Raw genomic sequence first — 14,511 nt, forward strand, 5'->3', positions numbered from 1 at the left:
TGTCCTGTCAGACCTACGAGGAGTTCGCTGTGGAAGCACACCGGCCGGTGATGATGCCGGAGGACGAGGTGACCTTCCGGCTGGCGCAGCTGCTGCTTCTTCTCGACGCTGTCGCCGAACAGGACGCGAAGGGGGCGAGCCTGGAGCGCATCGGCTACTACGACTTCCTGTCGGCGAATCCCTTCCTCGTCGTCGATTCCGACGGCCGGGAGGGCAATATGCTCCGGCTAGCCGGGTTCGATCCGCAGGTGCTTTCGTATGCGTCCTCCTCACAGCGCTTCACCAGTCGGCGCGAGCGCATCCAGCACGACCTCGGACTGCTCGTGGCGTACGGGTGTTGCGAGGTCCACACCCGCAACGGGGCCTTCGCCTATGCGATCAACAGTCGCGGTCGGGAACTCGGGGCTCGCTTCACCGCCACCTACGCCGCGTCGTTCACCACTGCGGCGTCCATCGTCGTGCGTAGCCTCCGCAAGCTCAGCGACAAGGCGCTGCGGGAACAGACCGCACGGTGGTTGCGGCCGGACGGAGAGGGCAGTCCCGGTGCCGCGCTCCTGAGCGTGCTGGGTCCGGGACCGCAGGCACCTGACATGCCCTGGGAGGGATGACCACCATGCCGCCTCTGCCTGGCATCCGGATCCGGCGCCTGCGCCTTGCAGGCGTCAGCCGGAATTATGACGTCGATTTCACGCAGGACCAGCGGGTGCGGGGCCTGTCCATGGTGGCCGGGGCATTCAGCTCGGGCAAGACCGCAGTGTTGGAGTTCATCGCCTACGGCCTCGGTGGGAAGCGCCATCCACGGCACCCTGAGGTGCTGCGGAAGGTCCGTTCCTGCCTTCTGGAAGTCGAGCTGTCCGGCGAACCGCACGTCATCGAGCGGCCCGTCGGGGAGCCGTCGAAGGTTGCCTACGTACGCCGGGGGACGCTGGACAGCCCGCCGCTATCCAAGCCTGAGAGCAGGACCATCGAGCCGGCGGGAGCGCCCGAAAGCCTCTCCGCTCTGCTGCTGGGCCACTGCAAGCTCGAAGGCGTCCAGCTGCGGGAGGCCCCCTCCAGCCGTGAATCCCGGACCGACCCCCTGAGCATCCGCGACCTCATGAACCTCGCGTTCCTGCCCAACGAACGTATCGCCTCCAAGAACTTCCTGTTCGAGAACGAATACATGAAGAAGCACAAGCTGAAGCAGGTGGTCGACGTCGTCTTCGGCGTTCACGACGACCGCGCCGTCGAGCTTGGGCAACGCATCAAAGAACTGGGCGCCCGACTCACCCAGGCACGCTCCGAACTCGCCGCAGCAAGAGCGTTCGTCGACGAGCAGGACGCTCCCACCGTCGGCGCGCTGATCGCTGAGCAATACGAAGGCGAGCTACGGGAGCTGACCGAGCAGCTACGGGCCCTCGACGAGGCAGCGCAAGCCGGCACCACCTTCGCCGGGCGTCTGCGCCGCGAGCACCAGCAAGCTGCCCAGCGCGCCCGTCGAGCCGCCGGCGTGGTACGTGACTGCGAGACGCAACTCGCCCGGATGATGCCGCTGCGGGCGCAGTACGCGGACGACCTCGTCAAGCTCAATATGCTGGCCGAAGCGCAGCGCCTGTTCGACCCCCTCAGCGTCACGACCTGCCCGGCGTGCCTGAATCGGCTACCCGCTCCCCCGTCGGTGGAGAACGGCTCGTGCAGTCTGTGCAGCCACGAGCTGCCCCACGGCGATGGGCACCTGACGCTCGGCACCGCCGCAGCCGAGCACTCGTCGGATGAAGGGCGGCTGGATGTCGCGGCGGAGGTCAGGGCCACCAAAGCCCGTTTGAAGGAGATCACTGCCTACGTTGAGGGCCTGGACAGCTCTCTCGCCACGTTGAAGCTCCAGGCAGAAGACGCCGCCATCGACGAAGAACGTGCCGCAGCTGCGGTCGACGAAGCCACTTCGCCCACCGTCACCCCGTTCCTCGCCGCGCGCGACAACCTCCAGCGCCGTCGCGAGGAAGTCCTCCGTCATCTCCAGCACGCCGAGAACGCGACGAGGCTCCAGGCTGGCCTGGAGAAGCGTGCCGCGCTCGTGGAGCGGCAGGAGGCGCAGATCGAACGCCTGCGGGAGGAACGCGACCGGCTGGGAGATGCCGCACAGGACCGGGACCTGGTCGTCGGCCGAATCAGCGGCCGGTACAGCGACCTCCTGCGGCAGTGGCGCTACCCGAAACTCAGCCAACCGATGATCGACACGAACCTGGTTCCTCACGTACGCGGCGACTCCTACCGCGAGGCATCATCCGGCGCCCGAACACTCCTGACCCTGGCCTGGCAGCTGGCCGTCTTCGAGGTGGCCGTCGAAACATCGGCCGCCCACCCCGGCTTCCTTATGATCGACAGCCCGCAGAAAAACCTGGGCCACGGTGCCACTCGGGACGCGATAATCGCAGACGCGATCGCCATCGACGACTTCTACCGCCACCTGACCAGCTGGCTGGCTGAACAGGGGGCCGGTGCCCAGGTGATCATCGTCGACAACAGTCCGCCCATGCTCGTGGAAGAGAACGTCGTGGTCCGGTACAGCCGTAGCGAGGACCGGCCCCCCTACGGGCTGATCGACGACGAGACCACTACTGAAGAAGGCAGCCCCGAATAGCCTCGTCACCCCGCCTAGCCATCGCCTGATCGTTGGCCGCCGCAGCCCCAGGTCTTCTCCGGTCCGCGGTTGCAGTCGACTTCGGAACTTGATCCGGTGCCCGTCGGACGACCAGGCGGACGCGGGCGGAAAGGGGCCGTGGGATCACTGGCCGCAGCGCGCCGGCGTAGATCACCGTCGCGTCGTCGGGCGGTTCCGTGTAGAAGCCGATGATCCTTGTCCTTTGGGACGAATTACGGGTCCTTGGAGCGCCTCCAGGACCGGGTGCGGCGCCAATGTATGCCCTCGGCGAGCAGGATTTGGCGGGCCTGTGGGCGGCTCACCTCGACGCCTTTGGCCCGCGCTGCTGGAGCCAGGGAATTCAGGATCCACTCGGGCGGTCCGGACTCGTCGAAGGCCCACAGCTCTCCGATGGGCTCCCACCGCAGCCGCCCCGGCGGCACGCACCTCACCACGCTATTCGTCGCGGACAAGGGACCGATCTGGTCGGGATGCTCAGAGATGACGCGCTCGAGGGGCGAGGGCTACGCCAGCTCTGTGAGGAGCGATCGAAATGGGCGCAGAGTCGAACAGCGAGTTGACGGAGACGACCTGTGCCCCGCCGTGCTGATCCGGGTGGTTTTTGACGGCATCTGAGGGACCTGGCGCCTGAGACGGCCGGTTCCGGCGTATCGGTCTTGGCGAAGGTTCATGGTGGGGCTGACCTGCTGACGCTGGGTGCGGCCATTGGGTGAGGAGCTCCTCTGTATCTGCGGAGGCTGAGTTCGGGCAATTGGCAGGCTACGGTCCGGGATGGTGCGGGTAGGCGCTTCTCCGCGACGTTCCCGTTGAAGGTGCAGGCCCGTGCCTGGGGTATCGAGCAGGAGGCGAGTGCGTGCTTGCGTGGTCGTCGGGATCTGAGGGGAAGCGCGGTCAGCTTTCGGGACTGGCACAGCCGTTGGTGGCACGCGAGGGTGGTCGCGCCGCGCACGCTGCGGGGCGACGAGTCCGTCATGAGGAACCACGTTCTGCCCTACTGGGCGGACTGGCAGCTGAGGGACATCCAGCGCCTCGATGTCCAGATGTGGATTCGTCTGCTCTCCGACACGGGGGTGGGGCCGTCCGCTGTTGAACGGTCTTACCATCTGACGTCGTCGTTGCTGCGCGCGGCCGTCGACGATGACTTGCTTGTGATCAGTCCATGCCGACATATCACGCTGCCGCGTATTCCGGATCGCCTGCCGCAATGGTTCACGCCCAGTCAGGCGCAGGGCGTGCTGCGCTCACTACCGTCGGCCTGGCGCACCATGTGTTTGCTGGGCTTCTACACCGGACTGCGCTGGGGTGAGCTCACCGGGCTCCGCTGTCGCAGCGTCGACCGTCATCGATCCCGCTTGCTTGTCGCTGACGTCAACACGGGCAACGGCGTCCAGCCGTACCCGAAGACGACGAAAAGCCGGCGTGAAGTCCCGCTCCCGCCCTACGTCCTCGACGCCCTGGGGTGCCACATGCGCGGACTCGCTTCCGATGACCTGGTATTCACCACACTCACCAAGGGTCGTGCCGGACGACCGTTGAACGACGGGAACTGGCGCCGGTACACCTGGTGGCCGGCCCTGGACAACGCCCACTATCTCGACGTTTCCGGTGAGCAGCAGCTCGTACCGCATTACTCGCCGCACACCATGCGCCATACGTGCGCCTCCTGGCTCGTCCAGACAGGGGTCTCGCTCTACGAGGTCCAGCGCTTGCTCGGACACGCGAACTACCAGACAACCGAGCGCTATGCGCATCTCCAACCGGGAGCCCACGAACCGGTACTCGATGCGTGGGAAAGCATGGATGCCCGCCTGACCCTCGTCTCATAGCCCGTGGGTGAAGGGCTCTGATTACCGGACTCCATGACGAGGGAGAGACTGCTGCCGTGCCCACCTTGGAGAGCGACTACCAGCTGGCCCTCCACAAGGTGCAGGGCGCAAGTGGCTGCCGGGGGCATCGGTGGTCCCCTCACGCTGGTCGCCCCCGTCTGCCGAGATCGACGGAGAGGTCCGTATCCGGTCCGACCCCGAGAGGCTGGTTAGACGTAGTCGCTGACGCTCGTTTGACGCTCCAAGGGGGTTCCGGGCAGGTGGATGGGGCCGAAAATGCGGTCTGACCTGGGGTTTTATGACAGTATGAAATTACGATATCTTTTCGATGACCCACCACGTGGAGTGCGTGGCGATTCTGGAGCCGGTGAAGAAGGACGACTGACCTGCGGCGAGGTGGCCTCGAAGACGGCGGTCTCTAGGCCGGTCGTCGTTGCACGGCGTCCGCGATGACCGCCGTCACGAGCTTGTCGACGACTGCCGTGGTCGGTGGGCCGGAGTCGCGGTCCGTGAACAGGAGATGCCCTCCGCCGACCAGGGAGAGGGTGAGCGAGTCGATGTCGGCGTCGGCCGCGATGCGGCCCCGTTCGCGCTCGTCGGTCAGATAGGCGGAGATCGCCGTCGTGGCCTGGGCGAGGATCGCGATGCCGCCTCCGGGCCTGGCTTGCCGAAGCCGGGCGCGCAGCTCGTCCCGGAACGTGATGAGCGGGATGATCGCCACCGGAATCGGCCCGAACAGGGTGGTCAGCGCGCCGGTGAGGTTGGCGGCCACGGTGCCGGTGCCCGCGGACTCGCGCAGCGCGCCCGCCTGTGTCTCGAGCTGCGCCGCCCGGTCGAGCACGAGGTCGGTGAGGAAGGCGTCGAAGTCGGCGAAGTGCCGGTGCAGGACGCCTTTGGCGCATCCCGCCTCGTCGGTGACGGCCCGGCTGGTCAGCCCGTTCGGTCCGTCCCGCAGAAGCAGGCGTTCGGCGGCGTCGAACAGCTGCTGCCGCGCGTCGCGAAGGTGCACCCCAGTCGGCACTGACGGGTCCTCTCGTTCATCAGCTCGCTCATCAGCTCGTTCATCAACCGCTGTCACCCATTGTTGAGTGGGCGTGTGCCCATTAAAGTGGGCGCATGCCCACACTACCGCGAGAGCAACCGGAACCGCCCCCGGCGCAGGCGCACGAGGCCCGGCTGATGGCCGAGTCGTTCGGCGTGGACGCGCAGCGCTACGACCGGGCCAGGCCCGGCTACCCCGATGCGTTGGTGGCGCGGATCGTCGCAGGGAGCCCCGGGCCCGACGTGCTCGACGTCGGCTGCGGCACCGGCATCGCGGCCCGCCAGTTCCAGGCGGCAGGCTGCGCCGTGCTCGGCGTGGAGCCCGATGCGCGGATGGCCGACTTCGCGCGGGCCCGTGGCCCGCAGGTCGAGGTGGCGACCTTCGAGGACTGGCAGCCGGCGGGCCGGACGTTCGACGCGGTCATCGCCGCTCAGTCGTGGCACTGGGTGGATCCGGTCGCCGGTGCCGTGAAGGCGGCACGTGTGCTGCGTCCCGGGGGACGCCTTGCGATCTTCGGGCACGCGTACGAGCCGCCGGCCGAGGTGGCCGAGCCGTTCGCCGCCGCCTTCCGGCGGGTGGCGCCCGACTCGCCGCTCAACAGCGGGCCTGCCCGCCGTCCCCTCGACCTCTACCGGGCGGCGTACGCGAAGATCGGCGACACGATCAGGGAGACCGAACTCTTTGAGGATCCCGAACAGTGGCGATTCGACTGGGAGCGGTCCTACACACGCGACCAGTGGCTTGAGCTGCTGCCCACCACCGGTGGTCTCACCCGACTCCGTCCCGATCAGCTGGCCGAGGTCCTTGATGCCGTCGGGGGCGCCATCGACTCCCTGGGGGGACGCTTCACGATGAACTACACCACCCTGGCCGCGACCGCCGTACGCGTCGGCGCCTCCTGAGCGCCTCCCGTCAGCGGCCCATCGCGGTCTCGCTTTCGACGCGTGACAGCTTCTCGGGGTTGCGGACGGCGTAGAGCCCGGTGATGAGGCCGCCCTCGATGCGTACCGCGAGGACGGAGTCGATCTCGCCGCCGGTACGCAGGATCAAGGCGGGGTGGCCGTTGACCTGCGCGGGCTGCATGGTCGCGGAGGTGAGCCTGCTGAGCACGGCCATCACCGTCTCGGCGCCCACGACGGGCTCCAGCGCGGCCCGTACGACCCCGCCGCCGTCGGTCAGGAGCACGACGTCCGGGGCGATCATGTCGAGCAGGCGCTGCAAGTCGCCCGTTTCGACCGCCTGTTGGAAAGCCGCGAGCGCACTGCGTGACTCGGCGGGCGAGACGACCTCGCGCGGTCGGCGCGCCGCGACGTGGGCCCGTGCGCGGTGGGCGATCTGCCGGACCGCGGCGGGGGTCTTCTCGACGGCCTGCGCGATCTCGTCGTACCCGAGAGCGAAGACGTCGCGCAGCACGAACACGGCCCGCTCGGTCGGCGCGAGCGTCTCCAGGACGAGCAGCATCGCCATGGAGACGCTGTCGGCCAACTCGACGTCCTCGGCGACATCGGGCGCGGTGAGCAGGGGTTCGGGCAGCCAGGGGCCGACGTAGGACTCCTTGCGTCGGCGCAGCGTACGCAGCCGGGTCAGCGCCTGGCGCGTGGTGATGCGCACCAGGAAGGCGCGCGGGTCCCGAACCGTGTCCTGGTCGACGCCCGCCCAGCGCAGCCAGGTCTCCTGAAGGACGTCCTCGGCGTCGGACGCGGAGCCGAGCATCTCGTAGGCAACGGTGAACAGCAGGTTGCGATGGGCGACGAACGCCTCGGTGGCGGAGTCCGTGCCGTCGGCGCGTGGGCTGTGCCCGGTCACGCCGGTCGCTTGCTGGGTGGGCTCGTCCATCGTCGGCTCCTGACCGTGGCGTCGCGGTGGTGTTGTGGTGGCGGCGTCTTGTCCGTTCCGTTTCACGCACAAGACGCCGCCACCCGCTGCCTTGTGACACGGAAGCCCGGTGGCCTGCATCACATCGTCGGGCTGTCACGGGGCCGCGCCGGCCGGCGACTTATGAGCATCAAGACGCTGCGACACCGCACGGATCAGTCGCGCGGCACACGATTCCACGAGTCGCGGCACACGATTCCACGAGTGAGGACGTTGTGATGGAACCCCGTATGAACCTGTTCGCGAACGAGACCGGCGCCAAGATCGGCAAGCGGATCTTCGCCGTCAGCCAGGTGATCCACGAGTCACCGCTGCCCAAGCCCACCCAGGAACTGGTGCAGTTGCGGGCCAGCCAGATCAACGGCTGCGGCTTCTGCGTCGACATCCACGGCAAGGACGCCGCGGCCGCCGGTGAGACCGCGGCCCGGCTGAACCTGGTCGCCGCCTGGCGTCACTCCACCGTGTTCACCGAGGCCGAGCGGGCCGCCCTGGCCCTCACCGAGGAGGGCACTCGCATCATCGACGGCTACCAGGGCGTCTCCGACGAGACCTGGTCCGAGGTCCGCAAGCACTACGACGATGACCAGACCATCGCGCTGGTCTCGCTGATCGCCATGATCAACGCGACCAATCGGCTCGGCGTGATCCTCGACAACCAGGGCGGCTCCTACGAGCCCGGCGATCTCGCCACCGTCGCCGGGTGATCACCATCGACGGCTGAGCATCATCGATGTCGCCGCGCCGGCCCTCGATCATCCGATCCGGGCCGGTTCAGCGGCAAGGCAAGGCAAGGAAAGGCAGGTTCAGCCCACAGACTTCCCAACTGCGGCCCGAGCGGCCTCGGGTGTGCCTCGGCCATCCGCCTTGCGCAGATTGCGGATCGCAGGCACGGACAGCAGCGCCACCGCCACCACCATCGCCATCACCGCGTTGAACCCAAGGACTTCACGCACCCCGAAGATCTCCGACGCGGGACCGGCGAGCGCCTGACCCACGGGCATCATCGCCACCGATCCGGCCACGTCGTAGGCGTGCACCCGGCTGCGTACCCCGGTCGGCACCTGGGTCAGGATGCTGGTCGTCCACATCACGCCCCAGAAGGCGTTGGCCGCACCGGCGGCCGCGAGCCCCGCGGCGATCAGCGGCACCGGAAGGCCGAGCGCCACCGACGCCGGCTGCAGCCAGTACAGGAGCAGCGCGACGGAACCGGCCCGCAGTGGCCGCACCGGACGTACCCGCATGGCGACGAGGGCGCCGACCACCATGCCCGCGCCCATGGCCGAGTTGACGAGGCCGAGCGTGCCGGGGCCGTGCTCGGAGACGACCTCGGTCGCGATCAGCGGGACCATCGGCCCCCAGGACGAGACCATGAGGACCATCCAGATCACGATGACGCCCCAGAGCCAGGTACGGGACCTGAACTCCTGCCACCCCTGCACCAGATCGGACCGGAAGGAGTTCTCCTTCGCCACCACGGACCGGCCTGCCGCAGGCAGTCGCAGCAGTGCCAGGCAGATCGCACTCGCCAGATACGTGAAGGCGTACGCGACGAAGACTCCGCCCGGTTCGGTGATCCCCACCAGCGCACCGGCCACCGCGGGCCCCGCCATGGTCATCAGGGACTCGATGGTGCGGATGGCCCCGTTCGCACCCTGCACGTCCGCGGCGATCCGCGGGATGAGGGTGGGCAGGCCGGGCTGGAAGAGCGCGGCGCAGATGCCGTTGACGGCCGAAAGGAGGCAGATCTGCCAGACGACGATGTGATCGGTGAAGAAGAGCCCGGCCATCACGGCCTGCACGGCGACGCGTACGAGGTCCGCCCCGATCATCAGCACCCGGTTGTTCACCCGGTCGGCGATCACCCCGCCGAAGATGACGAACCCGGCGAAGCAGGCGGTCATGCTGGCCAGTACGGCCCCCACCACCCCGGCCCCGTACCCGCTCAGGACCAGCCCGGTGGCCAGTGCCACCGGGGCCATCATGTCGCCGAGCCTGGCGACACCGCGGGCGGCGAAGAAGAGCGAGAAGTCACGGGACCACAGGCCCCCTGACGCGTCGGGTATGTCCCCGGGGGCACTAGTCATGATGGGGCGCAGTGTCGCGGACGCCCCATGCTCCGGGCAACCCAATTACCTCTGCGCCCACAGGACTTGACCCCGTGCTCAGGGGTGCTGCAGGGCGGCGATGCGGGACGGCAGGCCGCGCCAGATGTCCTGGGTGTAGAAGTGCCCGCCGGGCAGGACGTCGTGCCGGAAGTCGCCCATGGCCAGCTTGCTCCAGTGCTCTCCCGCGTTCCGGTCGACGACGTCGTCGTCGGCACCGGAGAGGACCTGGAGCGGTGTGCTCACCTTCGCGCCCTCGCGGTAGTAGAAGGAGTCGCGGACCCTGATGTCGGCGCGCATGAGGTCCATGGCCATCTCCGCCAGGTCCGGATCACCGAGCACATGGTCCGGCATGAGACCGAACGTGCGTATCCAGTCCATGAGTTGGGCGTCGGTGTCCTGCTGCGAGGGGAACATGTCCTGGGCGTTCAGGCCGAGGCTGGGGGCGTTCGCCGCGGAGACGACAAGGGCTTCGGGTGCCCGGCCGCCGCGTTCCTCGATGCGGGAGGCGACGTCGAACGCCATCCAGCCGCCCATGCTGTGGCCGAACAGCACATACGGGCCGTCCACCGAGGCGACGACGGCGAGGGCGTCCTCGGCCAGGGCGTCCCAGTCCGCGGCGAAGTCCTCCAAGAAGCGCCCTTCCCGGCCCGGATAGCAGACGGCGGCGAGTTCGACGCCGGCCGGCAGCTCCTCCGTCCAGGGGAGGTACACGCCCGCGCCCCCGCCACAGAACCCGAGGCAGACCAGCGTCAGCCGCGCGTCAGGGACGGGCTGGGGGCGGACCAGTGCGGTGTCGAGCATCTCTGTCCTCTTCTCCGATGTCAGCGAAATCCGATGTCAGCGACAACGGTCAGGCCCCGGCGGTGAGCCGGTTCTTGCCCTCGACGTGCACGGCGAGGTCCCGCAGCCGGGGGTGGCGGTAGACCTCCTTCGTCGAGACGCTCAGACCGAGGTGCTTCTTGAGGCGTGCGACCACGCGCAGCGCCATGAGCGAGTGACCGCCGAGAGCGAAGAAGTCGTCGTCGGCACCGATCCCCTCCCGGCCGAGCACCTCGGACCAGACGCTCGCGATCAGCGTCTCGAAGGTGCCTTCCGGTTCGCTGCCGGGCGGCGGAGTCGTGGTCGCGGTCGTCCCGGCCGCCGCCCGGGGGTCGGGCAGGGCGGCCGTGTCGAGCTTGCCGTTGGGGGTCAGCGGCAGCTCGTTCAGGAGTACGTAGAAGGACGGCACCATGAAGGCGGGCAGCGCCCCGGTGGCGTGCTCGCGCAGTGCGGCGGCGAGGGCATCGGCGGTGGGCTGCGCGGAGGGCTCGGCCGGTGTGCAGTAGGCCACCAGCTGTTCGTCGGCGGAGCCATCGTCGCGGACCAGTACGGCGGCATGGGCGACGTCCGGGTGCGTGGCCAGCACCTGTTCTATCTCGCCCAGTTCGACCCTGAAGCCGCGGAGCTTGACCTGGCGGTCGACGCGTCCGACGAATTCCAGGGTTCCGTCGGCCGTCAGCTTCGCCCGGTCGCCGGTGCGGTACATCCGGGCGCCGGGGCCGCCGTGGGGGTCGGGCACGAAGCGTGCGGCGGTCAGCGAGGGCTGGTTCACATAGCCGTGCGCCAGGCGGGGGCCGCCGATGAACACCTCGCCGACGGCACCCGCGGGCACCGGAAGCAGAGCGCTGTCCAGGAGGTGCACCTGGGACTGCGCGAGCGGGCGGCCGATGTGCGGGTGCTCGCCCGTGATCCAGGCGGCGGTGGCGTCGACGGTGCACTCGGTGGGCCCGTAGAGGTTCAGGGCTTCGAGCTCTCCCCGGGCACCGGCGGCGGCGAGTTCGCTCCACAGGTGTCCGGGGACGGGCTCCCCGCCCATGAAGAGCCGCAGGACACGCCCGTCGGCACGCGGGGACAGGAGCTGCGCGCGGAGGAACTCCCAGTGCGACGGCGTCAGATCGAGATCCGTCACGCCAAGGCGGTCGAGGAGAGAGGCGAGTTGCTCGGGATCCTTGCGGTGGTCGTCGTCGAGGACCACGACGGTGTCGCCCCGGCACACCCGCACCCACTGCTGGACGGAGGCGTCGAAGGACGCGCTGGCGTTCCAGGCGACGACCCGCGGCCCGGCATCGTACATACCCGCCTCTTCGAGCGCGGAGACGAGCGAGGCCACACCGCCCCGAGTCGCCTGGACACCCTTGGGCGTGCCGGTCGACCCCGAGGTGTAGATGACGTAGGCGGGGGCGAGTACGGGCACCACCGGGTCCGGGTGCGTGGGGGACAGGTGGTCCGTCGTGACGCGCACGGGGACCGTTTCCACCCCGGTGGGCAGGAACCGCGCGGCAGTGGGGGACTCGTCCTGCGCCAGCAGCAGCCGGATTCCCGAGTCCTCGGCCATGAACGCGAGCCGGTCCCGTGGATAGGCCGGGTCGAGGGGTACGTAGGCGGCGCCCGCACGCCACACCGACAGCAGGGCCACGACAAGCTCTCCCCCACGGGGGAGAGCGACGCCGACCCTGTCACCCGGGCCGACTCCTCGGGCGCGGAGGGACTCGGCCAGGCATGCGGTGGCCCGGTCGAGTTCGGCAAAGGTCAGCCGGCCGTCCGTCGCCCATACGGCGGTCCGGTCCGGGGCGTCGAGGACCGCTCGCTGGAAGCGGCTCAGCATGTCGGCCGGCTGCCGGAGGGGATCAGCCATGGAACGGACTCCTTCGAGGACGGGGTGGTGCAACGGCACAGTGCGGGCGGCGAGCAGAGGAGAGGAAAAGATGAGGAGGAGAGAAGAGAGGAGGAGTGAAGAGAAGACAGGCACGCGGTACGGGGCGTGGTGATTACGCGGGGTGGGGCGCGGGGCTGACGCCGGGACGGCAGTCCGCGATGTCCACGGGGTTTCCCATGGCGACGACGATCTTGCGGTCGCCGCGGAAGGGGTCGCGGCCGTGCGCGGCCAGGACGTTGTCGACGAGGAGGAGATCGCCCACTTCCCACGGTGCGCGCACGGTGGCCTCTTCGTAGGCGGCCTGGATCGTCTCCAGCTCGTCCTGGGTCAGCGCGACCCCGTCACCGAAGGCCGTGTTGAACGGAAGCCCCTCGGGGCCGAATTCGTCGGTCAGTGCCTCCCTGAGCTCCTCGTCCAGGGACCACTCGTTCCAGAACGCGAGATGGTTGAACCACACCTCCTCGTCGGTCGAGGGGTGGCGGACCACGCCGGGCCTCAGCTGGCTGGTGCGGAGGTTGCCGTCCTCCTGCCAGGCGTGGGAGATGAGGTTCTCGGCGCAGTACCGCTCGACCTCGCTCCGGTCGGTGGTGGCGAAGGCGGTCGTCCACTGCGTGGAGATGTTCTCGGAGTAGCTGCGCCGGAGCAGCCAGCCGCCGGCGCGCACCTTCGCGACGATGGATTCCGGCAGGAGGCGCAGGACCTGACGGCAGTCGGCGACCGGCGTGGCACCGCCCTCGGATGGCGCCACCAGGCAGGCGAACATCAGCAGGCCGGGGAAGGTCAGGGTGTAGCTGTTCTCGTTGTGCATCCGGATCGGCTGCGAGGGCGGCAGGTCCGTGGAGGAGAAGACGCCGTTGCCGAAGTCGCTGCGGGGGGTGGCCTTCTCGCGGTAAGGCGTGGGCTGCGGGAGAAGGACATCCCGTACGACGGCGAAGTCGTCCACGCCGGTGAGGGGGACCCCGCGCAGCCGGACGGAGCCGTGCTCGTGCAGGGCCGCTTCGATCTCACCCCGGACCGACGCCAGCAGTTCCGCTGCCTCGGCCATGGCCGTCAGGCCGCCGATCCTCGCGGTGGCCGGCAGGCCCGGGGCGAACTCCCATTCCAGTGCGGCGGTTCGAGCCGTCCGTGTGCTGCTCACCGTGTGCTCCTTGTCTCAAGTCTGTGCTCGCGTGCGGTGTCGTCCTGCGGTCGTCCTGCGGTGGCCCTGCGGTCCTCAGGGCAGCGTCACGACCTGGGCCGCCCAGGTGAGTCCGGCGCCGAAGCCGATGAACAGGGCCGTGGCTCCGCTGCCGACCGCGCCCAGCTCCCGGAGCCGGGAGACGGCCAGGGGGATGGAGGCCGACGAGGTGTTGCCCGAATGCACCACGTCGCGGCCCACGGCGACGTCCGGCGGCAGTTCGAGGCGCTGGGCGAGGGTGTCGATGATCCGGAGGTTGGCCTGGTGCGGCACGAAGGCGTCGAGGTCGTCCAGCCCCACCCCGGCCGCCGCGGCAGCCTTCCGGGCGGTCTCGGGCATGTCCTCGATCGCCCAGCGGAAGACCTCGGGTCCGGCCATCCGCATCGCGGGCCACGCGGCGCCGGGGGTGTCGCGGTACTGCGTCCATGTGGCGTCATGGGCGATCAGCTCGCCGCGTCCGCCGTCGGAACCCCACACGACGGGGCCGATCCCCTCCTCGCCGGCCGGGGCGGGGCCGATCACCACGGCTCCCGCCCCGTCGGCGAAGAGGAACGCCGCACCTGGGTCGTGCGGGTCCACGATGTCGGTCATCCGCTCGGAGCCGACCAGCAGTACATGGCGGGCCGTGCCGTCCCTGACCATGGAGGCGGCGAGCCCGATGCCGTAACTGAACCCCGCGCAGGCGGCGTTCAGGTCCATGGCCGCGGCCCGGCTGCCGATGCGGTGGGCCACGTCCGGCGCGGGACCGGGGCTCTGCCGCAGATCCGACATCGAGGCGACCAGGACCATGTCGATCTCGGCCGCGGTGACACCGGCGTCGGCGAGGGCCTTCGTGGCCGCCTCGACGGCCATGTCGGCCACGGACTCGTCGGGTCCCGCGTAGCGGCGTTCCACGATGCCCGTGCGGCGCCGGATCCACTCGGCCGTACGCCCGGTCCTGTCCGCCGCTTCGTCGTTGCCGACCACGCGCCGTGGACGGTAGACACCGATGCCCAGGATCCGGGATCCCCGCGCTTCGGTTCGCTGAGTTCTGGGAAGCATGCCGCGCCTCGTGTGGTCGACAGTGGTGGGGCGGCCGGCGGTGGTGAGAACCAGCCGCCGAGCGCCGCCGAGAAGCGTCGGACGGTTCCCTATAGAAGGTCTATACGGT

Annotated in this window: 12 protein-coding genes; 5 read left to right on the forward strand and 7 right to left on the reverse strand. The window is 69.2% G+C overall.

All coding sequences use genetic code 11. The annotated features are described in order from the left end of the window. Nucleotides 1-29: 29 nt before the first annotated feature. The 3 genes from AC07AG_RS36780 to AC07AG_RS36790 all read left to right on the forward strand — a co-directional run bounded on the left by AC07AG_RS36780 (nt 30) and on the right by AC07AG_RS36790 (nt 4,467). Nucleotides 30-608 carry an ABC-three component system middle component 2 gene (locus AC07AG_RS36780; RefSeq protein WP_478760856.1) on the forward strand — a complete coding sequence of 193 codons (579 nt, stop codon included), beginning with the start codon at nt 30-32 and terminating at the stop codon, nt 606-608. Continuing rightward, complete coding sequence (locus tag AC07AG_RS36785; RefSeq protein WP_478760858.1) at nt 605-2,620, forward strand: DNA recombination protein RecN; 2,016 nt, start codon at nt 605-607, stop codon at nt 2,618-2,620. The genes AC07AG_RS36780 and AC07AG_RS36785 overlap by 4 nt, the downstream gene beginning before the upstream one ends. Before the next feature lie 833 nt (nt 2,621-3,453). Continuing rightward, a complete protein-coding gene (locus AC07AG_RS36790; protein ID WP_478761037.1) occupies nt 3,454-4,467 on the forward strand; it encodes a tyrosine-type recombinase/integrase in 1,014 nt (337 codons plus the stop codon). A gap of 418 nt (nt 4,468-4,885) precedes the next feature. On the opposite strand, the gene AC07AG_RS36795 is transcribed toward AC07AG_RS36790, so the two are convergent. Beyond that, complete coding sequence (locus AC07AG_RS36795) at nt 4,886-5,488, reverse strand: TetR/AcrR family transcriptional regulator (protein ID WP_478760860.1); 603 nt, start codon at nt 5,486-5,488, stop codon at nt 4,886-4,888. 95 nt (nt 5,489-5,583) lie between these two features. Between AC07AG_RS36795 and AC07AG_RS36800 the strand changes: the two genes are divergently transcribed. Further along, the gene (locus AC07AG_RS36800; RefSeq protein WP_478760862.1) at nt 5,584-6,411 is read left to right on the forward strand and encodes a class I SAM-dependent methyltransferase; all 828 of its coding nucleotides are present in this window, start codon (nt 5,584-5,586) and stop codon (nt 6,409-6,411) included. A gap of 10 nt (nt 6,412-6,421) precedes the next feature. Here AC07AG_RS36800 and AC07AG_RS36805 read toward each other — a convergent pair whose 3' ends face one another. After that, entirely contained in the window at nt 6,422-7,345 is a 924-nt protein-coding gene (locus AC07AG_RS36805) for an RNA polymerase sigma-70 factor (protein ID WP_478760863.1), read from the reverse strand. Nucleotides 7,346-7,602: 257 nt separating this feature from the next. On the opposite strand from AC07AG_RS36805, the gene AC07AG_RS36810 reads away from it, so the two are divergent. Further along, on the forward strand, nt 7,603-8,088 hold the full coding sequence (locus AC07AG_RS36810) for a carboxymuconolactone decarboxylase family protein (protein ID WP_478760865.1): 486 nt from the start codon (nt 7,603-7,605) through the stop codon (nt 8,086-8,088). A gap of 99 nt (nt 8,089-8,187) precedes the next feature. On the opposite strand, the gene AC07AG_RS36815 is transcribed toward AC07AG_RS36810, so the two are convergent. From AC07AG_RS36815 to AC07AG_RS36835, 5 genes are all read right to left on the reverse strand, one after another. Next, complete coding sequence (locus tag AC07AG_RS36815; protein WP_478760866.1) at nt 8,188-9,468, reverse strand: MFS transporter; 1,281 nt, start codon at nt 9,466-9,468, stop codon at nt 8,188-8,190. Between the two features lie 78 nt (nt 9,469-9,546). Further along, nucleotides 9,547-10,290, reverse strand: a complete 744-nt coding sequence (locus AC07AG_RS36820; RefSeq protein WP_478760868.1) for a thioesterase II family protein — start codon at nt 10,288-10,290, stop codon at nt 9,547-9,549. 49 nt (nt 10,291-10,339) lie between these two features. After that, nucleotides 10,340-12,163, reverse strand: coding sequence for a non-ribosomal peptide synthetase (locus AC07AG_RS36825; protein ID WP_478760869.1), 1,824 nt, complete (start codon nt 12,161-12,163; stop codon nt 10,340-10,342). A 133-nt stretch (nt 12,164-12,296) separates the two neighbouring features. Beyond that, nucleotides 12,297-13,322 (reverse strand): TauD/TfdA family dioxygenase, encoded by a 1,026-nt coding sequence (locus AC07AG_RS36830; RefSeq protein ID WP_478760871.1) that lies wholly within the window; start codon nt 13,320-13,322, stop codon nt 12,297-12,299. Nucleotides 13,323-13,397: 75 nt separating this feature from the next. After that, the gene (locus tag AC07AG_RS36835; protein ID WP_478760872.1) at nt 13,398-14,402 is read right to left on the reverse strand and encodes a beta-ketoacyl-ACP synthase III; all 1,005 of its coding nucleotides are present in this window, start codon (nt 14,400-14,402) and stop codon (nt 13,398-13,400) included. Nucleotides 14,403-14,511 lie beyond the last annotated feature (109 nt).

This window comes from Streptomyces sp. NPDC044044 (assembly GCF_056434405.1).